The sequence below is a fragment of the Devosia sp. genome (assembly GCF_028290625.1).
In the GTDB taxonomy this organism is placed as follows: domain Bacteria; phylum Pseudomonadota; class Alphaproteobacteria; order Rhizobiales; family Devosiaceae; genus Devosia.
In genome coordinates, this window is sequence record NZ_JAQGJM010000027.1 from 154,894 (window position 1) to 173,507 (window position 18,614).

Annotated in this window: 19 protein-coding genes; all 19 read right to left on the reverse strand. The window is 63.0% G+C overall.

What is annotated here, in order from left to right:
- Window positions 1–124: 124 nt before the first annotated feature.
- The gene (locus JWR51_RS15050; protein ID WP_366525595.1) at window positions 125–1,183 is read right to left on the reverse strand and encodes an NAD(P)-binding domain-containing protein; all 1,059 of its coding nucleotides are present in this window, start codon (window positions 1,181–1,183) and stop codon (window positions 125–127) included.
- Window positions 1,184–1,188: 5 nt separating this feature from the next.
- Window positions 1,189–1,362, reverse strand: coding sequence for an FAD-dependent monooxygenase (locus JWR51_RS24050; RefSeq protein ID WP_366525596.1), 174 nt, complete (start codon window positions 1,360–1,362; stop codon window positions 1,189–1,191).
- Window positions 1,363–1,541: 179 nt separating this feature from the next.
- Entirely contained in the window at window positions 1,542–2,360 is an 819-nt protein-coding gene (locus tag JWR51_RS15055; RefSeq protein WP_299749035.1) for an aspartate dehydrogenase domain-containing protein, read from the reverse strand.
- Window positions 2,357–3,184, reverse strand: a complete 828-nt coding sequence (locus JWR51_RS15060; RefSeq protein WP_299749038.1) for an alpha/beta hydrolase — start codon at window positions 3,182–3,184, stop codon at window positions 2,357–2,359. The genes JWR51_RS15055 and JWR51_RS15060 overlap by 4 nt, the downstream gene beginning before the upstream one ends.
- A 37-nt stretch (window positions 3,185–3,221) precedes the next feature.
- Window positions 3,222–4,349, reverse strand: coding sequence for an enolase C-terminal domain-like protein (locus JWR51_RS15065; protein WP_299749041.1), 1,128 nt, complete (start codon window positions 4,347–4,349; stop codon window positions 3,222–3,224).
- The gene (locus JWR51_RS15070) at window positions 4,346–5,452 is read right to left on the reverse strand and encodes an ABC transporter ATP-binding protein (protein ID WP_299749044.1); all 1,107 of its coding nucleotides are present in this window, start codon (window positions 5,450–5,452) and stop codon (window positions 4,346–4,348) included. Before JWR51_RS15070 ends, JWR51_RS15065 begins: the two co-directional genes overlap by 4 nt.
- Before the next feature lie 2 nt (window positions 5,453–5,454).
- The gene (locus JWR51_RS15075; protein WP_299749047.1) at window positions 5,455–6,555 is read right to left on the reverse strand and encodes a serine hydrolase domain-containing protein; all 1,101 of its coding nucleotides are present in this window, start codon (window positions 6,553–6,555) and stop codon (window positions 5,455–5,457) included.
- Window positions 6,556–6,557: 2 nt separating this feature from the next.
- A complete protein-coding gene (locus JWR51_RS15080) occupies window positions 6,558–7,415 on the reverse strand; it encodes a carbohydrate ABC transporter permease (protein WP_299749050.1) in 858 nt (285 codons plus the stop codon).
- Window positions 7,412–8,245, reverse strand: a complete 834-nt coding sequence (locus JWR51_RS15085; RefSeq protein WP_299749053.1) for a sugar ABC transporter permease — start codon at window positions 8,243–8,245, stop codon at window positions 7,412–7,414. Before JWR51_RS15085 ends, JWR51_RS15080 begins: the two co-directional genes overlap by 4 nt.
- Before the next feature lie 104 nt (window positions 8,246–8,349).
- Complete coding sequence (locus tag JWR51_RS15090) at window positions 8,350–9,660, reverse strand: extracellular solute-binding protein (RefSeq protein ID WP_299749055.1); 1,311 nt, start codon at window positions 9,658–9,660, stop codon at window positions 8,350–8,352.
- Entirely contained in the window at window positions 9,657–10,433 is a 777-nt protein-coding gene (locus tag JWR51_RS15095; RefSeq protein ID WP_299749058.1) for a helix-turn-helix transcriptional regulator, read from the reverse strand. The genes JWR51_RS15090 and JWR51_RS15095 overlap by 4 nt, the downstream gene beginning before the upstream one ends.
- Before the next feature lie 397 nt (window positions 10,434–10,830).
- Window positions 10,831–11,697 carry an urease accessory protein UreD gene (locus tag JWR51_RS15100; RefSeq protein WP_299749061.1) on the reverse strand — a complete coding sequence of 289 codons (867 nt, stop codon included), beginning with the start codon at window positions 11,695–11,697 and terminating at the stop codon, window positions 10,831–10,833.
- Window positions 11,694–12,338: an urease accessory protein UreG gene (gene ureG, locus JWR51_RS15105; RefSeq protein WP_299749064.1), complete on the reverse strand. Its 645-nt coding sequence runs from the start codon at window positions 12,336–12,338 to the stop codon at window positions 11,694–11,696. Before ureG ends, JWR51_RS15100 begins: the two co-directional genes overlap by 4 nt.
- On the reverse strand, window positions 12,335–14,041 hold the full coding sequence (ureC, locus tag JWR51_RS15110; protein ID WP_299749066.1) for an urease subunit alpha: 1,707 nt from the start codon (window positions 14,039–14,041) through the stop codon (window positions 12,335–12,337). Before ureC ends, ureG begins: the two co-directional genes overlap by 4 nt.
- An 8-nt stretch (window positions 14,042–14,049) precedes the next feature.
- The gene (ureB, locus tag JWR51_RS15115) at window positions 14,050–14,745 is read right to left on the reverse strand and encodes an urease subunit beta (RefSeq protein ID WP_299749069.1); all 696 of its coding nucleotides are present in this window, start codon (window positions 14,743–14,745) and stop codon (window positions 14,050–14,052) included.
- Between the two features lie 17 nt (window positions 14,746–14,762).
- The gene (locus JWR51_RS15120; RefSeq protein WP_299749072.1) at window positions 14,763–15,440 is read right to left on the reverse strand and encodes an urease accessory UreF family protein; all 678 of its coding nucleotides are present in this window, start codon (window positions 15,438–15,440) and stop codon (window positions 14,763–14,765) included.
- On the reverse strand, window positions 15,433–15,882 hold the full coding sequence (gene ureE, locus JWR51_RS15125; protein WP_299749074.1) for an urease accessory protein UreE: 450 nt from the start codon (window positions 15,880–15,882) through the stop codon (window positions 15,433–15,435). The genes JWR51_RS15120 and ureE overlap by 8 nt, the downstream gene beginning before the upstream one ends.
- Window positions 15,883–15,892: 10 nt before the next feature.
- On the reverse strand, window positions 15,893–17,581 hold the full coding sequence (locus JWR51_RS15130; protein WP_299749077.1) for an asparaginase domain-containing protein: 1,689 nt from the start codon (window positions 17,579–17,581) through the stop codon (window positions 15,893–15,895).
- An 11-nt stretch (window positions 17,582–17,592) separates the two neighbouring features.
- The gene (locus JWR51_RS15135; RefSeq protein ID WP_299749079.1) at window positions 17,593–18,534 is read right to left on the reverse strand and encodes an acetamidase/formamidase family protein; all 942 of its coding nucleotides are present in this window, start codon (window positions 18,532–18,534) and stop codon (window positions 17,593–17,595) included.
- Between the last annotated feature and the right edge of the window lie 80 nt (window positions 18,535–18,614).

Consider the following 18,614-nt stretch of genomic DNA (forward strand, 5'->3'; position numbering starts at 1 on the left):
GAGGCTCGATCTGCCTCGCATGAAGCCAGTCGCTGGGAAGCTGTAAATTTCAAATCGTGAAAGGCGGACATCTGAAGTTCGGCCGGCGATGTCCGTACCTGGCCAAAGCGGACTCCATAGTTCCTCACGGCTGGCTAAGCCGCTGCAGGATGTGCCGCACTATAGCGCGCGATTCATCGACACTCGCCAGGATCGTCCCCGACTTGCGGGTCGAAGCAAAATCGAGGCCGGGAAAATAGAGCCCACTCACCGTTCCTATGCTGTCGACGTGGGACGGCTGCTGATCCGTCGCGGTGGCACCGGGTATCTTGAGCCAGCTGAAGTCACCTTCGAAGCCGGTGCACCAGACGATGTTTGTGATGCCACTCGCCTCAAGGTCGATCGACGTGATCGGCGGGGACGGTATCTTCGGTGCCACCACTTCGGCGGGATCATCGGTAGCGGGTGGTGCCACGATGCCGTTTCGCGCGATGTAGTCGTCGATCCTGCGGCGCAACGCCGCTGAAGCTTCGTCGGCGAAGCGGACGTTCTCCGCGACGTCATCCGAGAAGGTCAGCACCAAGCCGTCGGCGCTTTCTACTCTGCCGACCAGCACGACCCCCTGGGCGCTGAGTGACTGCAAACTGAGAGTTTCGACCGCGCCCTGCAGAGGGCGAGCAGGCATCGCACCGGACGGCAGGGCGAACTCTTCACGTCGAAGGTCCAGCATGCCGCCATCGACCAGCCACAGGGCGACGTCTCGGCCCCGATGGCGCCGCGGGATACGCCCGATCTTGCTTGTCGCCAGGAAGGCCTTGCGACCGGCGTCGGAAAGGTCCTTGGCGATCTGGCCGCCAGATTGGCCACTGCCCACCACGAGCACGGCCCCTGGCTCCAGGGCGGCAGCGGAGCGGTAGTCGGATGCATCTATCTGGCGGACAATTGGGGCGATCTGCTGCGACAGCGCCGGCCGCTTTGGTCGGTTGAGGCTGCCGCTGGCGACAACCACGTTTCGGGTCTTCAGCGTCCGGCTCGACGTCCTCACAACGTAGCCACCGTCGTCGCCGGGAGCTACCTCGGTTACCGCCTCCCCGACATGGACCGGCAGGCTGTTCCTCGAAACGTAGCCTTCCAACATGCTGACAAACTCGTCGCGCGTTAGTGCTCCCTCGGGGTCGCTGCCCTCATAGCGGTCGCCGGGCATGACCGTCAGAACTTGGGGAATATGAACTGAAAGGAGTTCCAGCGCTGCGAGCGCCAGGTTTCGCCTATTCGTCCACGTTCCAGGACGACATGGGAGATGCCGGAGTGCGTAAGGCCGTGACTGACGCCAAGCCCCGCCCAGCCAGCTCCTATGACCACTACGTCGAGGACATCGCGCATTCGCACCCTCCAGACTGTGGATGGAGCTTAGCAGCCCCGGATCACTGACGGGAAGTGCTAGTCTTCAAACACCGTTGGATGACCAGTGGCGACCAAACAAGCAGGATCCCGCTTGTGGGCGCAGACGTTCGGCGCCACGTGATTTTCAAAGATGTCCGCTTTCTGGGTTGCTGCGCGGATTACCCTATCCGCAGCGGGGAGGCCAGGCGACGGATCGTGGCGATGGCGCTCAGGGCGGCAAGCCAGCTCGAACGCGGATTGGAGGCGGATGGCCTGTTGACCATTTCGACGGTCATCGTCCCCGACTTTGCCACCACTTCGATCTGGTGGGTCGTGAACTCGGCCTTGGGATCAGCGATGATCCGCACGCGGACCCGATCGAAGCTGCCGGCCGCAGTTGCCAGGGTCAGTGCGACGTTAAGATTGGATGGAAACCCCGCCACGGCCTCCTGGGCATTGCCCTCGAAAACCGTAGTCTCCCGCTCGAAAGCCAAGACGTCGATGCCCGAGGTCGTGAAATGGGGGGCTCCGGCCAACGCTTCCGGGCGTTTGCGCGTGGTGACGCGCACCGCCACCGGGCCACTTTCCATGGCCGACAAAATCCCGTCGATGCCGGCGATCGATCCGGACGGCAGATACACGCGCCGCGAAACGGCGGCGGCCACCCGCTTGAGTTCGGTGACGAACTCCATATCCGCCAAAGCGCCGGTGCTCATGATGATGACGTCGCAGCCGGCCTGCAAGAGCGGGATGGCATATTGCTTGGCGGCATCGGCGCCGGCTGCCTCGACGACAAGATTGGCGCCCGATCCAGGCATGGTCAGCGGCTCGGTGGTGGCCTGGCAATCCCAGGAGCGTGCCAGCGCATCGATGTCGCGCGGCGAATACGGGCGGCCGGCAATGGCGGTCAGTTCCACCCCGGGAATGGAATGGGCAGCCAAGCTGCTGGCAATGGCGTGACCAAGAGCGCCGGTACCGATAACCCCGACGCGGATCATTGAACCGCCTCCGATTTACGCAAAAACTTCATGACAATCTCGTTGAATAGAGGCGCCCGCTCGAAATAGGCCGAGTGGCCGGCATCAGGCACGATCAAGACTTCGCTCTGTGGCAGGCTCGATGCCAGCAGTTCAGTATTGGCCGGTGGGCTGACGATGTCCTCGGCACCGGCTATGGCCAGTACCGGGCAGGTGATGGCGGCAAGTTCGCCTGGATCACGGACACGCATCGCGTCGAGCGCGTGGCGGACGGTGTTGCGATCCCAGGCCCCGCTCAGTTTGTCGATTTCAACATACCGGCGGTAGAGCTCGGGCTGTTCGCGGGCCATGCGCATTCCGGCAGCCGCGGAAACGCCTGCGGCGATAGAGGCGCTGACCGCGGGGCTACTGGACGTCTCGGCCAGCGAAACGATCCCCGGCAACCGCAATGTTCCGGCCGTGCCGGAGAAGACCAGTACGGTGACGCGGTCCGGGGCCAGCAGTGCCAGTTCCATTGCGGTCCAGCCGCCCATCGACTGAGCGACGATAGCGGTTTGGGCGATGCCGAGGTGATCGAGCAGCGCCAGCAGGTCGGCGGCATAAAATTGCGGACGGGGCACGCCAGTCGTGTCCTCCGATGGGGCGAAGCCGCGGTGATTGAAGACGATGCAGGTCCTTTGGCCGGCAAACGCACCAAGCTGCTGCCACCAGGAATGCATGTTGCCGCCCAGGCCATGGGCGAAGACGACTGCGGGGCCGCTGCCGCCCAATGCATAGTGGATGGAACCGCCGGACACTTCGATCGAACCGCGATCGAAGCCGCCCGCCTGATCGAAATCGATCATGGCTGGCGCCCGGATTTATCCCCGCAATGGTGCCGGCTCACTTGACCAGGTCCCCGTCCGCGGCGTTGGCGGCGGCGTAATGCTCGAGCTTTTGCAGATCGACTTCGATGCCCAGTCCAGGACCCGTCGGCACAGTCATCTTGCCGTTTTCGATGGTGAACGGCTGGGTGATGATGTCGTCGGCCATCAGGTAATAGACCGTGTCGATAGCGTGGCGGATTTCGGGGGTCGATGCGGCCAGCTGCAGATGGCAGGCGGTGGAAATGCCCAGTTCACCGCCGCTATGCAGGTTGAGCCCGATGCCGAAGGCGTCACAAAGCGCGGCAAGGCGCTTGACCGCGCTGATGCCGCCCCATTTGTGCACGTCGCCGTGGATGACGTCGACCGCGCCAAGACGCATGGCCGGGGCGAAATCTTCGAGCCGGACGACGCACATGTTGGTGCAAAGCGGAATGCCAACGGTGGCGCGCACGCGGGCCATGCCTTCGAGGCCCTTGCAGGGGTCTTCCAGATATTCGAGGCCGAGCGGCAGCAATTGCTGCGCGGCGAGGATCGACTCGGGAACCGACCAGACGGCGTTCGGATCGATCCGCAGGCCGACATCGGGCAACAGCCTGCGCACCGCCCTAACGCGCTGGACGTCTGCCTGCGCGTCGCGCGAGCCCTTGAGCTTGAGGGCGGAAAAACCGTGCTGTTCGCGCAGGAGCGCCGCTGCTTCGGCCAGGGCGTCGGGCGTATGGGCGACACCGGGCGGCACCAGGCCCGGGGTGACCACGCCGGTGACCTTGATCTTGTCGGTCAGCATGCCGCCGGTCAGTTCGGCCAGCGACTTACCGGTCTCCTTGCCCATCAAATCGTAACAGGCCATCTCGATGGCGGCCATGGCGGCATAGCCGACATAGCCGTAAAAGAACGGCGTCATGTCGAGCTGCAATCGCAGTTTTTCGACATCGTAGGGATTCCAGCCGATCAGCATATCGCGGGATCGCTCGATGATTGCGGCGGTGGGGCGGCCACGAAAGCTCTCGCCCCAGCCGATCAGGCCGTTATCGGTGGTCAGTCGCAGGACCGTCCGCGTGGTGCCGGTGCGGCGGTCGAACGAGGTCTGGAACGGCGTCGTATAGGGGACATTGATCGTCCAGATCTTGACGTCGACGATCTTCACTTGGAGCCTCCCGCTGCCGTGCTCGTGTCCATCCTCTTGCCATCGGCATCGAAGAGATGGAGGGAACCGGTCTCCAGCCGCAGCCCGACCTCGTCGCCTACGACCGGCTTAGCGCTGGTATTGGTGCGCACCAGCAGCATCTGGCCGCCGATATCGACGCTGATGAAAATGTCCGGATGCAGAGGCTCGACCAGGTCGATCCTGCCGCGCAGCATCCCCTCTTCGGGCGCCACCAGCGCGATGGATTCAGGACGAATGCCCAGCGTCGCCGACTGCTGGTGCCTTTCAGTCGCCAAGCTTATGCCCAGCGAAATGGTGTGGACCGTTCCGGTCAGACTGAACTGCGCCCCGCTGTCGTTGTTCAACAGCGTTCCCTCCAGCATGTTCATCGACGGCGTGCCCATGAACTCGGCGACGAACCTCGTGGCAGGGCGGAAATAGATGTCCTCGGGCGTGCCCAATTGCTGCACCTGGCCATTGGCCATGACCGCGATGCGGTCGGCCATGGTCATCGCCTCAGCCTGGTCGTGGGTGACGTAGACGAAGGTCTGGCCCAATTCGCTATGCAGCTTCTTGAGCTCGGAGCGCATGACGACGCGCAGCTTGGCGTCGAGATTGCTCAGCGGCTCGTCGAACAGGAACACCGCCGCGTCGCGCACGATGGCCCGCCCAAGGGCGACGCGCTGGCGCTGCCCGCCGGACAGTTCACGCGGACGGCGGTCCAGCAGGGCTGTAATGCCCAGCATCTCCGCGGCGCGATCGACGCGGGCGGCGACCTCGCCGGAGGGGAGCTTCATGTTTTCGAGCGGGAAGGCGATATTGCGGCGCACGCTCATATGCGGATAGAGCGCGTAGCTCTGGAACACCATGGCGACGTCGCGCTGATCGGCACTCAGCCGGGTTACGTCCTGGTCGCCGAACAGGATATGGCCCGAGGTCGGCTGCTCGAGCCCGCTGATCATGCGCAAGGTCGAACTCTTGCCGCACCCTGACGGGCCGACAATGGCGAGGAACTCACGGTCCTCGATGTCGATGTCGATGCCGTCGACGGCGGTGGTGCCGCCAAATCGTTTGACCAGCGATTGAATCTGAACGCGAGCCACAGCTAACTCCTAGTCCCGGTCAGCGCCGCGGCGACCGTATTGAAAAACCTGGGCCGGAACGGCTCGATCAGATCGTTGTCGCGCGAGGGGTGCACGCGGTTGGTCAGCAGCACCACGACAAGCTTTTCGGACGCGACCAGGCACATGGCGGTGCCGGTGGTGCCGGTATGGCCCAGCGACTGGGGGCCAAGTAAATCGCCGAAGACTTTCGCATTGCCGGGCAGCCAGCAGACGCCGCGCCTGGCACCCCGCTCGTCAGTCCACGCATTGGTGAAGACGCGCGCCGCCGCCGGGCTCATGATGCGCACGCCATTGCGGGAGCCACCGTCGAGCAACATGGCGCCGATGGTTGCCAGATCTCCGGCCGAACTGAACAGGCCGGCATGAGCGGACACGCCGCCCATCATCTGCGCCGTCTTGTCGTTGACCAGGCCCCAGTCATAGGCCTCGCGCCGGGCGATGTATTCGGTGGCCGGAATGCGGTGACGCAGGCTCTCGGGAGGATTGAACGTCATATCCAGCTCCAGCGGCTTGAACACCCGTTCGGCCAGCAATTGATCGAGCTTGCGGCCCGAGACGCGCTCGACGATCAGGGCCAGGATGATGAAATTGATGCTGGAATAGAGAAACATGGCGCCCGGCTGGCCGACCAGCGGCAGTGCCAGATAGGCCGGCAGCAAGGTGCTCCAGTCCTCATGCTCGTGATAGAGTTTGGGATTGGACTGGATGCCCGAGGTATGGCTGACCAGGTGCCGGATGCGGATCGACGCTTTGTCGCCAACCGCATATTCGGGCACATATTTGGCGACATGATCGTCCAGGGTCAGCAGCCCGTCCTCGATGCACAGCATCAGCGCCATGCCCGACATCGGCTTGGTGACCGACGCCAGGTCGAACATGGCATCGACAGGCATGGTGGACTTGGCCTCCGGACCATCCTGTTGCCGGCCGGCAGCATGCTGGAACACGATTTCGCCCTCGAGCGCCATCGCGGTGACGGCGCCCGGAAAGACGCCGGCGCTGACGCCTTCGTCCATCAAGTCCCTGATGTGGTCGAGGCGAGCCGCGTCTAGGCCGGCGGGAGTTTGATTTGCAGAAGACATGACTAACCTTTCACCGCGCCGGCCGTGAATCCGCTGACGATCCAGCGCTGGAACCACAAGGCGAGCAGGAACGGCGGCAGGACCGCGAACATGCCCGAGGTGGCAAGCAGGCCATAGTCGGCGTTGATGTCGGTGGCGAAGTTGGAAATGATGACGGGCATGGTGGTGTTGCCCGAGCCCGACGTGAACAGCAGGGGATAGAGAAACGAGCCCCAGGACGACATGAAGCCGAAGACGCCGGTGGCAACGAGGCAAGGGGTCGCCATCGGCAGGAACACCTTGATCATCGCCTGCAGCCAGGTGCACCGGTCGATCCGCGCCGCTTCCTCGATGTCGCGGGGGATGGTGCGGAAGTAACCGGCGAGCAACCAGATGCTGAAAGGCAGGGTTTCGGCCGTTTCAACCAGCACCAGCGCGCCAAGGCTATTGAGCAGATGCAGGTTCTGCATGACCACATAAAGCGGGATCATGATGCCGACGGCCGGCACCATGCGCGACACCAGATAGCCGAACATCAGCGCATTGCTGCCCCGGAACTCGAGGCGGGCGAACGAATAGGCCGCCATCGAGCCGAAGACGACATTGGCGACCGCCACCGACAGACCGACGATGACACTGTTGAGCATAGCTCCCGGCATGGCGGTGATGGCAGCGGCGCCCATAGTCGCCTGGCTGGCGCTGGGGTTGAAGAACGCCATGTAATTGTCCAGCGTCGGCGCCTCGGGAATCCAGTGCGGCGGCACGGACAGGGCTTCGGACTGGGTCATGATGGACAGCACGAACATCCAGAGCACCGGCGCCAGCAGATAGGCCGCCGCCAGGACCATGAACGCATAGACCATGATGGTACGCGCTTTCATTCGACGTCTCCGCGTTTGTAGAGGCCGCGGATGTAGAACAGCGCCACCGCGAAGGTGATGATCATGATGATGTAGGAATAGGTGCTGCCCATGCCGACATCGAGATAAACAAACGAGGTCTGGTAGGTGAGCCAGGCCAGGGCGGTGGTCGAGGTACCCGGCCCGCCTCCGGTCAGCACGTAGAACAGATCGAAGGCCCGCAGCGCGCCCATGGTCTGCAGGATCATGACGATCATGATCGGCCGCAATAGCCAGGGCATGGTGATCTCGCGCAGCACGCGGAAGCGGCTGGTGCGATCGACAAGCGCGGCTTCATAGAGTTCGCGCGGAATGGCCTGCAGCGCAGCCAGCAGGATGATGGTGGCCAGCGGCACGTGGTTCCAGGCATGCGCCAGCACGACGATGACGAGAGCCATGTTGGGATCGATCAGCCAGGACCGATAGGCGTCGATCAGCCCCAACTGCATCAGCAAGCCGTTAAAGGCGCCGACGTGGGAATCAAAGATCAACTGCCAGAGCGTGGCATTGACGATGGGCGGAATGGCCCATGGCACCAGGACCAGCGCCCGCAACACGCCACGACCGCGCACGGGCACGTTCAGCAGCAATGCCAGAGCAAGGCCAATGGCGACGATCAGCACCACCGAGGCCAGCGAGAACTTGAGCGTCACGCTGAGCGCCGAAGCGAATTCGGGCGAGGTCAGCGCCGTGGTGTAATTGTCCAAGCCGACAAAGGGGAAATCCTTGGGCTTGCGAAAGCTCATCTTGTGCAGGCTGATCCAGAGCGACAGACCAACCGGATATGCCACCAATCCCAGCAGAACCAGCATCGAAGGCAGGTTCAGCCAATAGGGAAAAAGCCTTGGCCAGATCGGTCGTCGCTCGGATAGGCCGCCCGCGAGGGCAGGCGACCTGGCTTGAGATAGCGACACGGTTACGAGCTCTTTTTAAGCTGGATGGCCTTGTCGGCCGAAGCGAGCATGGCGTCGCGGGCGGTCTTGCGGCCGACGATGGCTTCCTGCATCTGCTGCATGTGGAAGTCTTCCCATTCGGCAGCCCAGGGGAAGGCGATGTATTCGCGCGGCTTGGCCAGGGCGCCCTGCTTGGCGAACATGCCCTGATCGCTCCATTTGCTGGTTTCAGCGGCGATGTCGGCGTCGTTGTCGAGCGCCTCATAGGCGTAGCCGACGCCATTCTTGAGGTAGTAGCGCTTGGCCACGTCCTGGCTGCTGATATATTTCAGCACGTCCCAGGCTTCGTCGGGGTGAGCCGTATTGCTGGAGATGGAGAACATCTGCGTCCAGCCGACGGTACCATGCGGGCCATCGGCAGTCAGGCTGGGGAACAGGACCTGCTTGGCGAAGCCCGAAACCTTGGAGGTTGCGGGATCGTTGATCACCTTGAGGTCGTAGCGGGCGCTGGAGGCGAACGCCACCTGCCCTGCCGCAAGCGCCAGCCGCCCTTCGGCCGTCCCCATCTGCACCGAGGTCTGGTCGAGAATATCGAGTTCCTGGGCCGCATGGACGAGGAATTCCAGCAGTTGCAGCGCGACAGTATCCTCATCGGGGAATTTGGGATTGCCTTCGGCATCGAACAGACTACCGCCGCTGGCATAAACGGCCGACCACCAATGCAGGCCGGCGTTTGACTTGAGCGGAAAGGCGAATGGCCGCTCGATGAGCCCCGCCTTCTTGATGGCCAGGGATTGATCGGCCAGTTCGGCCCAGGTCACCGGCGGCGCGGCAATGCCGGCCTTCTCGAGAATATCGGAATTGTAGATATAGGCGATGTGATCGCCGTAATAGGGCAGTCCCCAGACCTTGCCCTCGTATTCAAGACCAGCACGGTGGAAGGGAATCAGGCCTGCCACATGCTCTTCCCAATCGGGGAAGTCGTTGATCGGCCGGATATATTCGGCATCGGCCCAGCCGGCCAGGGTCTGGTCGCGGACATAAAGCAGATCGGGGGCATTCTGGCCGATGAAGCGCGCGATCATCTTGGGAACATATTGCGCGGCAGGCTCGGCGATGAAATTGACGCTGACCGCAGGATTTTGCGCCGTGTATTCGGTGACGATCTGGGTCTGGAATTCCGGATCGTAGTTCCAGCCCTCGAATTCGAGCGCTACGTCGGCACCGAAGGCGGCGCGGGATTGCAGGAGCGGCAGCGTAGTGCCCACACCTATTGCCGCAGCACCGGCCAGGAATTTGCGCCGATTGAGCGCCTTGCTATTGAAGAACGTCATGCACCATCTCCTTCGATATCGATTAGTTTGCCGTCATTGAACCGCGTGGACCGCGCCGCCTCGCCATCGCCATTAGCGCCGCTTTCCCCGCGCATGTGTTTGAGGTCGTTGTAGAGGGTTGCCCGAGACAGCCCGAGGTGCGCGGCGATCTGCGGGATCGACCGCTGCAGTGAGAACACGCCCCGGAACTCCAACGCCTTGAGCAGGCGCAGTCGCTCTTCCCTGGACAACTCGACCAGCGGGCGTCCAAGAAGCTTCGTCTCCTCCTTGAGGACGTCGCCGATGACACCATCGATGTCATCGACGAAGGTGACAGGCTTGGGCGCCTGCTCATTGGTGCCGACCAAGGCCTGGATGCTTTGGCCCATCACCCAGAACTCGGTGATATCGATGTTGATGCAGAGAGCGCCGAAGACGTGGTCGGCCTCGTCGCGTAGCGGCACCGTGACGGATTTGAGGATCAGCCCGTTCGGCGCGCTGGTCACGTAAGTGTAATTGTCCTTGGCCGCATCGCCTTCGCGCATGATCGACAGGCCAATCTGGGTGACCGACCCCCCCGGCTTGCGGCCAGTGACGTTACCGGACACCGCCACGATCGAGCGTTCGGGCTGACGGAAATCGTGCAGCACAATCTCGCATCGCGACCCTAGCCCCAGAGCCATGGACGGCATCAACAGGCGGATGGTGCGCAACGTGTCATCGGCCGCGGGACGGGGCTCCGACACCTGTGCGGGCGTTTCCTTCGAGCTCTTGGAGGCGGGTTTCTTTGTCATGAAGGTGACGATATTTACGATCAGGCAAACTGTCAATCGGCTTTATAAAGTGTCTAATTCCGACCCATGCGCTCTTCTGCCTTGGAGCTCGCAGCTAAACTTCTGAGGCTGCTAGACTTGTTGGTCCAGGCGAGCGGGCGCGGGGTTCTGGAGAAATTTAAGGACGGCAGAGTTTCGACGGTCGGATAAAGATGATGCGTGGTTGACCTTCCCTGGCGCCGCTCAGGGTTACGAAAACGAGCAGGATGTCGCGCGCGGCATCAAGGATAGTGGCGTTGCATGCAGCGACATTTTCATCACCACCAAGGTCAAACCCGGGAATTTGGCGCCGGGAGCGTCACGACAGCCGTGAGAACCGTGTCGATCCTATGTGGTCGGCCCATGAGGAGCCCATGCTTCACTCAACGCGATGGAGTCGGAGGTCATCACCCGTGCGGCGCGATGCCGGCGCTTCGCCACAGAGCAAGCGCCGGAACGCGATCCAGGAGAGTTCGCGGCCGGCCCGGACGGCACGGAGGTCTTCGGCCGCAAGGCGCACGCCGACGCCGATATTGCCCGGCAGCAGACTGGCGGCGCCGTAAAGGCCCGGAATAGCAGCGAGCGCGGCCGAAAGGTCCAGGGCCAACTGCTCAAGGATTTCCACCGGCAGCGGCGCGACCATGAAAATACTGCTGAAGGCGGTGTAACGCGCGAACCGGCCGCGACCGAGATGGGCGATGTCGAGGCGATCGATCATCGCCGGCGCGCCGCCCTCGAAGCGCAAAGTCACGGTGGATGCCAGTTGACGGAAGCCATGGCCGTTCCGTCCGGGGTCGTGAACGGTAAATGCGTCGGACACGATGAGGGTCGCGCCCGGCGCGCAGTCGATATCGATGGTCTGGTCGAGCGCCGCGCCAGGAAACAGGATGCGAGGTTCGGGCAGGTATTCGAGGAACGCCTCGGGTTCAACGACGATATCGACCGCCTCCCGGGCAATCATGCCCGGATGAGCCCTGTGCACTGGAGAAGCACCCTGGGTCGTCAGATGGGCGGCCGCGCCCCGCCCCAGGTGAATACGCTGGGTGAGCCGGTCCTCGCCGTGCAGGGCGCTGCTGCTGGTCTGGATGATGACCGTCCGCATATGGGCGGGAACGGGATCGAGCAGGAAGGTGCGGGTCAACACGAACGGCCAGGCAAACAGCCGCCGCTCCAGCACCGTGCGATCGCCGCGGCGGACGAAGCTCAAATCCAGCGCGGCGGGCCGAAGCGGCACAAGCGCGTTCACGCCCGGAACAACACTTCGCGCTCGATGATGTCGACCACGGCCTCGATGCCCTCGCCGCGCCGACAATTGGTCATCAGCACCGGACGGTTGTCGCGCACGGCGAGAGCTTCGCGGTGCATGCGATCGAGATCGACGCCGACATAGGGCGCCAGATCGGTCTTGTTGATGACCAGCACGTCGGAGCGAATGACGCCGGGCCCCCGTTTGCGGGGGATATCGTCCCCACCGCCGACATCGATGACGAACATCCAGAAATCGGTGAGATCGCGGGAGAAGGTGGAGGCAAGGTTATCGCCACCGCTTTCCAGCAGGATCAGTTCGACACCGGGAAAGCGGCGTTCAAGTTCGTCGGCAGCTTCGATATTGAGCGTCGGGTCTTCGCGGATGACCGTATGGGGACAGGCGCCGGCCTCGACGGCGGACACGCGTGCCGGATCGATCAGGCCGGACCGGCGGATACGCTCGGCGTCCTCTGCGGTGACGAGATCATTGGTGATGACGGCGATATCGATGCCACGCGCCATCAACGCGGGGATAAGGCGTTCGACGAGGGCCGTCTTGCCGGAGCCGACGGGCCCGCCGATGCCGACACGAGCGGCGGAAATACGGGCGGGTTTGGTGGGGGTGAGCATCTGCTTCATCGCAGCATGTACCTCCGCGCCAGGGGAACCTTGGTGGCGGGCGGACACATCAGGAGCTCGCCGTCAGCGCGAACCTCGAAGGTTTGCGGATCGACTTCGACATGGGGCATTGCCGCGTTGTGCACCATATCGGTCTTGCGCAGGCCGCGTACATTCTTGATCTGCACCATCTGCTTGCCAAGGCCGAGCCTCTCGCCCACGCCGGCATTGATGGCGAGCTTGGAGACGAAATTGACGCCGAGATGCTTGGGTGCGTCGCCCAGTGCGCCCCACATGCGCTTCTGGATCATCGGCTCGGCCAGCCCAAGACTGCCATTGCCATCACCCATGGCGGCCCAAACGATAAAGCCAGACTTGATGACCATATAGGGCTTGATGCCGAACGAGGCGCGCGGCCACAGCACGAGGTCGGCCATCTTGCCCACTTCCACCGAGCCGACATGGGCGTCGATGCCGACGGCGATGGCCGGGTTAAGGTTGAGCTTGGCAATGTAACGCTTGATGCGCTCGTTATCGGCCATCGCAGTGGTTTCCTGCGGGAGCCGGCCGATGCGCTCCTTCATGACGCTCGCGAGTTGCCAACAATTGGCGACGTTTTCGGCCAGTCGGCCCATGCCCTGGGTGTCGGTGCCGAAGATCGAGATAGCACCCATATCGTGGAGGAAATCCTCGGCAGCCATCGATTGAGCACGTACGCGGGCTTCGCCAAATACAACATCTTCGGGCGTATTATAGTTGAGCTGATGGGCGATCATGGTCATCGGCACGCCCTCCTCCATCCCATAGCTGGTGTAGGGATTGGTGGGGTTGGTCGAAGAGGGGATGACATTGTCGTAGGAGACGACCTTGAGCAGGTCCGGAGCATGGCCGCCGCCAGCGCCCTCGACATGGTACATATGAATGGTCCGGCCCTCGCAGGCGGCCATGGTGTCTTCGCAAAACCCGAATTCGTTGATCGAGTCGGTGTGCAGATGCACGGCAAAATCATTGCGATCGGCGGCCACAAGACTCTGGTCGATCACCGAGGGCGCGGCGCCGAAATCCTCGTGGATTTTCACCGACATGCCGCCGGCGGCCACGGATTCTTCAACGGCCTCGGCGTTGGAGGCACCGCGTCCGAACAGGGCAAAATTGAGCGGGGAGAATTCGCAGGCCTGAAGAAACCGGCCAAAGGTGGTGGTGCTGCCGCTGCCCACGTCGAACAGCGGGCCGGGACCATTGCCGATCATGGTAGTGGTTCCCCCTGCAAGTGCGTGATCGGATTGCTCGGGGGAGCCCAGGTGGGCATGGGATTCGACGGCGCCGGCCGTGACGATGAAACTGGCTCCCGAGACCGGCGAGGTGGTCTGGCCGACGATCATGTCGGGGTGGATACCGGGCATGATGTCCGGATTGCCGGCCTTGCCGATGCCGACGATGCGCCCGTCGCGGATGCCGATATCAGCCTTGATGATGCCGGCGACCGCATCGATGATGGTGGCGTTCTTGATTACGATATCGAGGATCTTGTCGGAGGATTTGAGGTGCCCGTTGATGCCCTCGCCGTCGCGCAGGTTCTTGCCCGCGCCGATCAGCAGTTCGTGACCGTAAGTGGTGAAATCGTGCTCGATCTCGGCGAAAAGCTCGGTATCGCCGAGGCGAATGACGTCGCCCTTGGTGGGGCCGTAGAGATCGGCATAGGCGCGGCGGCTGATACTGGCCATGATGGCTCCTATGCTCCGAGATAGCCTCGGGCGCGGGCGAGTTCGAGTGATTTTTCCTTGGCGCCTGGGGCGTCGAGCGCGCCCATGACCAGGCCAGCGGCGCCCCGGATCAGGCGGTTGCCATCGATAGGGACAAGGCGGACTGATTTGACCACGCCGGGCTCGAAGCGGATGCCGGTGCCGGAGGGCCGATCGATCTTCATGCCATAGGCGACGGCACGGTCGAACTGCAAGGCGCGGTTGGTTTCAAAGAAATGGGTGTGGCTGCGCACCTGGATATCGCGGTCGCCGGTATTGGTCACATCGATTGTCACAACGGGCAGGTCGGTGAACATCTCGATGTCGTCCGGCGGTGAAATGATCTCACCGGGAACGACCGTATCGAGCAGCGGCTGCTGGCCGCGCTGGATCGGCTCGAACAGCGCCATCACCTTGGTGCCCTCGGCGAACATGCATTCGATATAGAGCATGGTGACCATCTCGGCGACGCCGGGCTCGACATCGTCGGACGTCAGCAGGCGGCTGGCCATGTCGCGAATCTGCGAATAGGGCATGTCCCGGCGGGCCGCGACCAGCACCTCGTCGGTGAGGAAAGCGACGGCCTCCGGATGGCTGAGGCGGATACCGAGACGGCGATTGCGGCGCGCCACTTCGGCAGCGGTGAAGATGATCAGGCGATCCATCTCGGTGGGCGACAAGTTCATCATGGCGGCGCCTCGCGCTAGGTGGAAAACATGCGGACGTGGCGCGAGGGACCGCGCGACACGGCAATATCGATGAGCGGAGTGAAGCTGGACGGCTGGACGTCGGAGTCGGGCGTTTCGGCCAGCAAGGCTTCGAGCACGTGGCGCGCAGTCGCCAGGCTCTGCTGGGCCTCGATATGGCCGATAACGCCGAGACGGACGGCGGCGCTGACGAGGCCGGTGACGAGCGTCCAGCCCGAGAGCAATTGCGCGGCCTCGAATCCGATCCCGGCATCGCGATAGACGATGGCTTGCACGACCGGCAGGTGACCGAGCCGGGCGTCGGCCGACAACATGGCGCGATAGGCGATGGCGAGCGATCCACCCAGGCGAACGGACACGCCAAGCAGGGCGCGGCCGGCGCGGTGCGAGCCGTCGCGCATTTGCGCGGACGGGGTCGCAGCCTCGGCGGTGCGATCGGCAGCAGCGATCGCATCGAGGTCTGCGGCGATGAAGGCGCGCCGCAGCAGAATACGGTCCATGGTGTTCCAGCGGAACGCCAGATGCTCGAATACAAGATCGTCGAGGTCGACCTGTCCAGAGAGCAAATCATCGGCGGACAACCCTTCGACGCCCCAGGAAAAGGCGAAGCCGCCGGCCGGATAGGCGCTATCGCCATATTGCAGGAGGGCCAGGGCCGCTTCTGTATCAAACATGGTCGAGTTCCACGACATCGCCCTCGTCCAGCAGCGGCATGATACGGGCGCGATAGGTGTGGAGCGGGCCATCGAGCAGGATGGCAAGGCAATAGTCCTCGAAGCGGACACGCCAGTGCAAATTGCCGGCGTTCCAGCCGAGCTTGAGCGCGGCAGCTTGGTCGCGCGGACGCAACCGCCAGACCGCCTGCTCGCCGAAACGCGCGATGATGGCGCGCTGCGGATCGATATAGAGCACCGCGCCGTCGGTCAGTTGCTGATCGCGATCCATGCTGACGGCACAATCGGTGCCGCGATCGGTTAGCAGGCGAAAGCGCTTGCGGCTGGCGTCGGCGGGCGGCACGAACAGCAGCTCGATACCGTCGACATGCTCCAGCTCGTGCAGCATGGCACGATAGGTCGGGTCCTGTTCGGTGCCGATAATGCCATGCAGCCTGAGCAAGCGCGTTCTCCTAATGCGTGTTGAAGACCTGCTGATAGGGCACCATGGCGGCGCGCAAGGCCGCTACCTCCGCCTCGGTCGGATTGGTCGGATCGAGAGCGGCCGGCAGGGCACCGAACTTCATCAGACATGCCATCAGCAGCAGGCGGGCCTTGGTCGAGGTCAGGTTCATGCCCGAAATGGTCCAGGCCTCGGGATCGGAGAAGCCTTCGGGATAGCCGCGACCGGTGCGGGCGACGGGAATGCCCGAAAGGCTGGCGACGCGGAGCATCTGGCCGCGCAGCTCGGAGGTGATGTTGCCGTAAGGAACCAAGCCTTCGATGACAAACCCGCCTAGCCGACCAGACGCAAGCTTGTGCTTGATCTGGAAATCCAGGTCCGCCTCGGGCGCCGGATCGTCGCCGAAATTGTCGGCGAAATAGCCACCCTCCTTGATGATCGAAACCGAGGGAATAGCGTCGGCCAGCAACTTGCCGGCGGCATCCTTGATCGGGAAATCGAAAGTCTCGACACCGCCCGAGCCAAGTCGGGTGGCCTTCACCGATGCAGGCAGCCTGCTGATGTTCACGTCGGAGCTGGAGGTATGCTTGTAGGCAGGAATATACATCAGGTATGGCGTGCCCATATGGGTGACCTGGCCCAAAATGCCGCCATGGCCACCGGTCGCCACATAGCCGCCGGGACGGGCATCGACCTTGGCGACCTCGCGAGCGGCGAAAAATTGCTGCTCCTGGATGACGACGGTGCCGGCACGGTTGCCGCCATTACCGTCCTTCCAGATGCCGGATTCGATATAGGTCACCGAGTCGACGATATTGGCGGGACCATCATTGCTGATCTGACCCTGAGGACGCTGTGCGGCGTTGCAGGCGATCGGCAGCTTGGTATCGATCAGCAGGTTGAACCAATAGGCGCTTTCCTCGACCTGGGGAGAACCCTGGGTCCAGATGGCGCCGTCATACTTACCCGACGACATGATGGCCTGCACGTCATTGGTGATCTTGGCCAGCAAAGGCCGCGGCGGTGACTTGGCCAGGTGCCAGGGTTTATAGCCAAAAAACTCGAAGCCCATCTTCTCGGCAGGCGTATCGCCCTCGCCGGTATCGGCGCGCTCGGCATTGGCCTGGCCCTTGGTGAAGCCGCCCGGTGGGGCAACACGGTAGAAATCGACCTCGGCGCGGCCACCGATGAGATTGACCTTGCCATTGGCGTCGATGGAGAGGCGGTCGATCTCCTCAAAACTGCGCGAACCATCGGGGAAAAAGCCCTGGCGGGCGAGTGGGCTGCCGGGATAGGTGGCCTCCTCCTCCCAAGGCTGGCCGTCCTGCTGCATGGCCATGTAGGGCAGTGGATAAAGGCCGTCCTCAGGCGTGAGTTCGATCTCGTAGACGGCCTTGTCGCCGTCGGACTTGCGCTCGGTGCTAAAACTGCCATCGGCACCGATATAGCCGTCGGGCTGGTCGTAGAGTTCGGCGGTATCGGCCTCGAGGGGATGGGCGGAGAACTGTTCGACATAGACCTTGACCGGCGCAGCGAGCTTTTGCGCACGGAGCGGATCGAAGGCGGCGGCATTACCGTTGCCCGCCGTGAGCGGCGGCAGCCCCTTGCGCAGCCGAGCCTTGTTGGAGGTGACCAGCGGCGGGGTATTCTGGATGGTGGCGGTGGGGCCGGCCATGTGGGCGATGCGGATCTTGCTCATGTCTATGTCTCTCAGGCCGCCACGAAGTTCTTTTTGTCCATCATCATGTGGACGCCCTTGGAGCCGTTCACCGTCTGGGTGATGTGCAGGTCACCAGCCAGGCTGCACAGCATGTAGGCGTCTTCGCTCGGCAGGCCGGTCTTCTCGCCGAGCAGCACGATCATGTCGCGCAGGGCGCGAATGGCGCACTGGTCGAGGTCAGGATCCATGCCCATGGTGATGTGATGCGTGGGCGTCTCGGCGCGTGGATAGGTGAAGGTGAGATCGTCGCGGACGATGAATTCGAACTTGCCGCGCAATGCCGTCTCGATGGCGGTGATGCACACTTCGCCATCCCCCTGAACGCCATGGCCGTCCCCGCAGGAAAACAGACCGCCCTCCTCGAACACAGGCAGATAGAGGGTCGTGCCGGCGATCAGTTCCTTGTTGTCGAGGTTGCCGCCTGTGGCTTGCGGCGCAACCGAGTTCATCCGACCCCAGCCCTTGGGCGGCGCCAGCCCCATGACGCCGAAGAACGGCGCCAGTTCCAGTTCCAGGCCCCAGGGCATGATGCCCTTGTTGCGCTCGATATCGATGGGAATGTTGACCAGGCGCCCCTGGGCATAGTCATAGGGCAGCGTGCCAAGCAGCGGGATGATGACATTGAAGCCCCAATCCTGCAGCACGGAGACCTCGTGGATGCGCACTTCGAGCACATTGCCGGGCTTGGCCCCCTCGACATAGACCGGGCCGGTCAAGATATGGGGCCCAACCGGGGTCAGTCCGTTGAGAATGCTGTCAAGCTCGGGCGGAATGAAGAACTTGGTCGGATCGGGCAGCACCTCCTTGTTGCCGGTCACGGTATCGATAGTGACGATATCGCCGCTCTTGACGCGCAGGACCGGCTTCTCGGTGGCGTCGAAATAGCCCCAATGGCAGGTGTCGACGCTGGGTTTAAGGTGATGCTCGGCCAATCTGGTGCCCCTTGCCTGCCGCTATGGACGGCGACCTGCCGGTCGGATGCCGGCTGCTGTTGCGACTATCGCGTCACCAC

Coding starts and splice junctions, on each gene's coding strand:
- ureG (WP_299749064.1), bottom strand. CDS start 12,338: ATGAAGCAGATGCTCACCCCCACCAAACCCGCCCGTATTTCCGCCGCT.
- JWR51_RS15075 (WP_299749047.1), bottom strand. CDS start 6,555: ATGTCTTCTGCAAATCAAACTCCCGCCGGCCTAGACGCGGCTCGCCTC.
- JWR51_RS15050 (WP_366525595.1), bottom strand. CDS start 1,183: ATGCCCGGCGACCGCTATGAGGGCAGCGACCCCGAGGGAGCACTAACG.
- JWR51_RS15120 (WP_299749072.1), bottom strand. CDS start 15,440: ATGTTTGATACAGAAGCGGCCCTGGCCCTCCTGCAATATGGCGATAGC.
- JWR51_RS15080 (WP_299749050.1), bottom strand. CDS start 7,415: ATGAAAGCGCGTACCATCATGGTCTATGCGTTCATGGTCCTGGCGGCG.
- JWR51_RS15060 (WP_299749038.1), bottom strand. CDS start 3,184: ATGATCGATTTCGATCAGGCGGGCGGCTTCGATCGCGGTTCGATCGAA.
- JWR51_RS15130 (WP_299749077.1), bottom strand. CDS start 17,581: ATGAGCAAGATCCGCATCGCCCACATGGCCGGCCCCACCGCCACCATC.
- JWR51_RS24050 (WP_366525596.1), bottom strand. CDS start 1,362: ATGCGCGATGTCCTCGACGTAGTGGTCATAGGAGCTGGCTGGGCGGGG.
- JWR51_RS15085 (WP_299749053.1), bottom strand. CDS start 8,245: ATGCTGGTTCTGCTGGGATTGGTGGCATATCCGGTTGGTCTGTCGCTC.
- JWR51_RS15095 (WP_299749058.1), bottom strand. CDS start 10,433: ATGACAAAGAAACCCGCCTCCAAGAGCTCGAAGGAAACGCCCGCACAG.
- JWR51_RS15055 (WP_299749035.1), bottom strand. CDS start 2,360: ATGATCCGCGTCGGGGTTATCGGTACCGGCGCTCTTGGTCACGCCATT.
- ureB (WP_299749069.1), bottom strand. CDS start 14,745: ATGAACTTGTCGCCCACCGAGATGGATCGCCTGATCATCTTCACCGCT.
- ureC (WP_299749066.1), bottom strand. CDS start 14,041: ATGGCCAGTATCAGCCGCCGCGCCTATGCCGATCTCTACGGCCCCACC.
- JWR51_RS15090 (WP_299749055.1), bottom strand. CDS start 9,660: ATGACGTTCTTCAATAGCAAGGCGCTCAATCGGCGCAAATTCCTGGCC.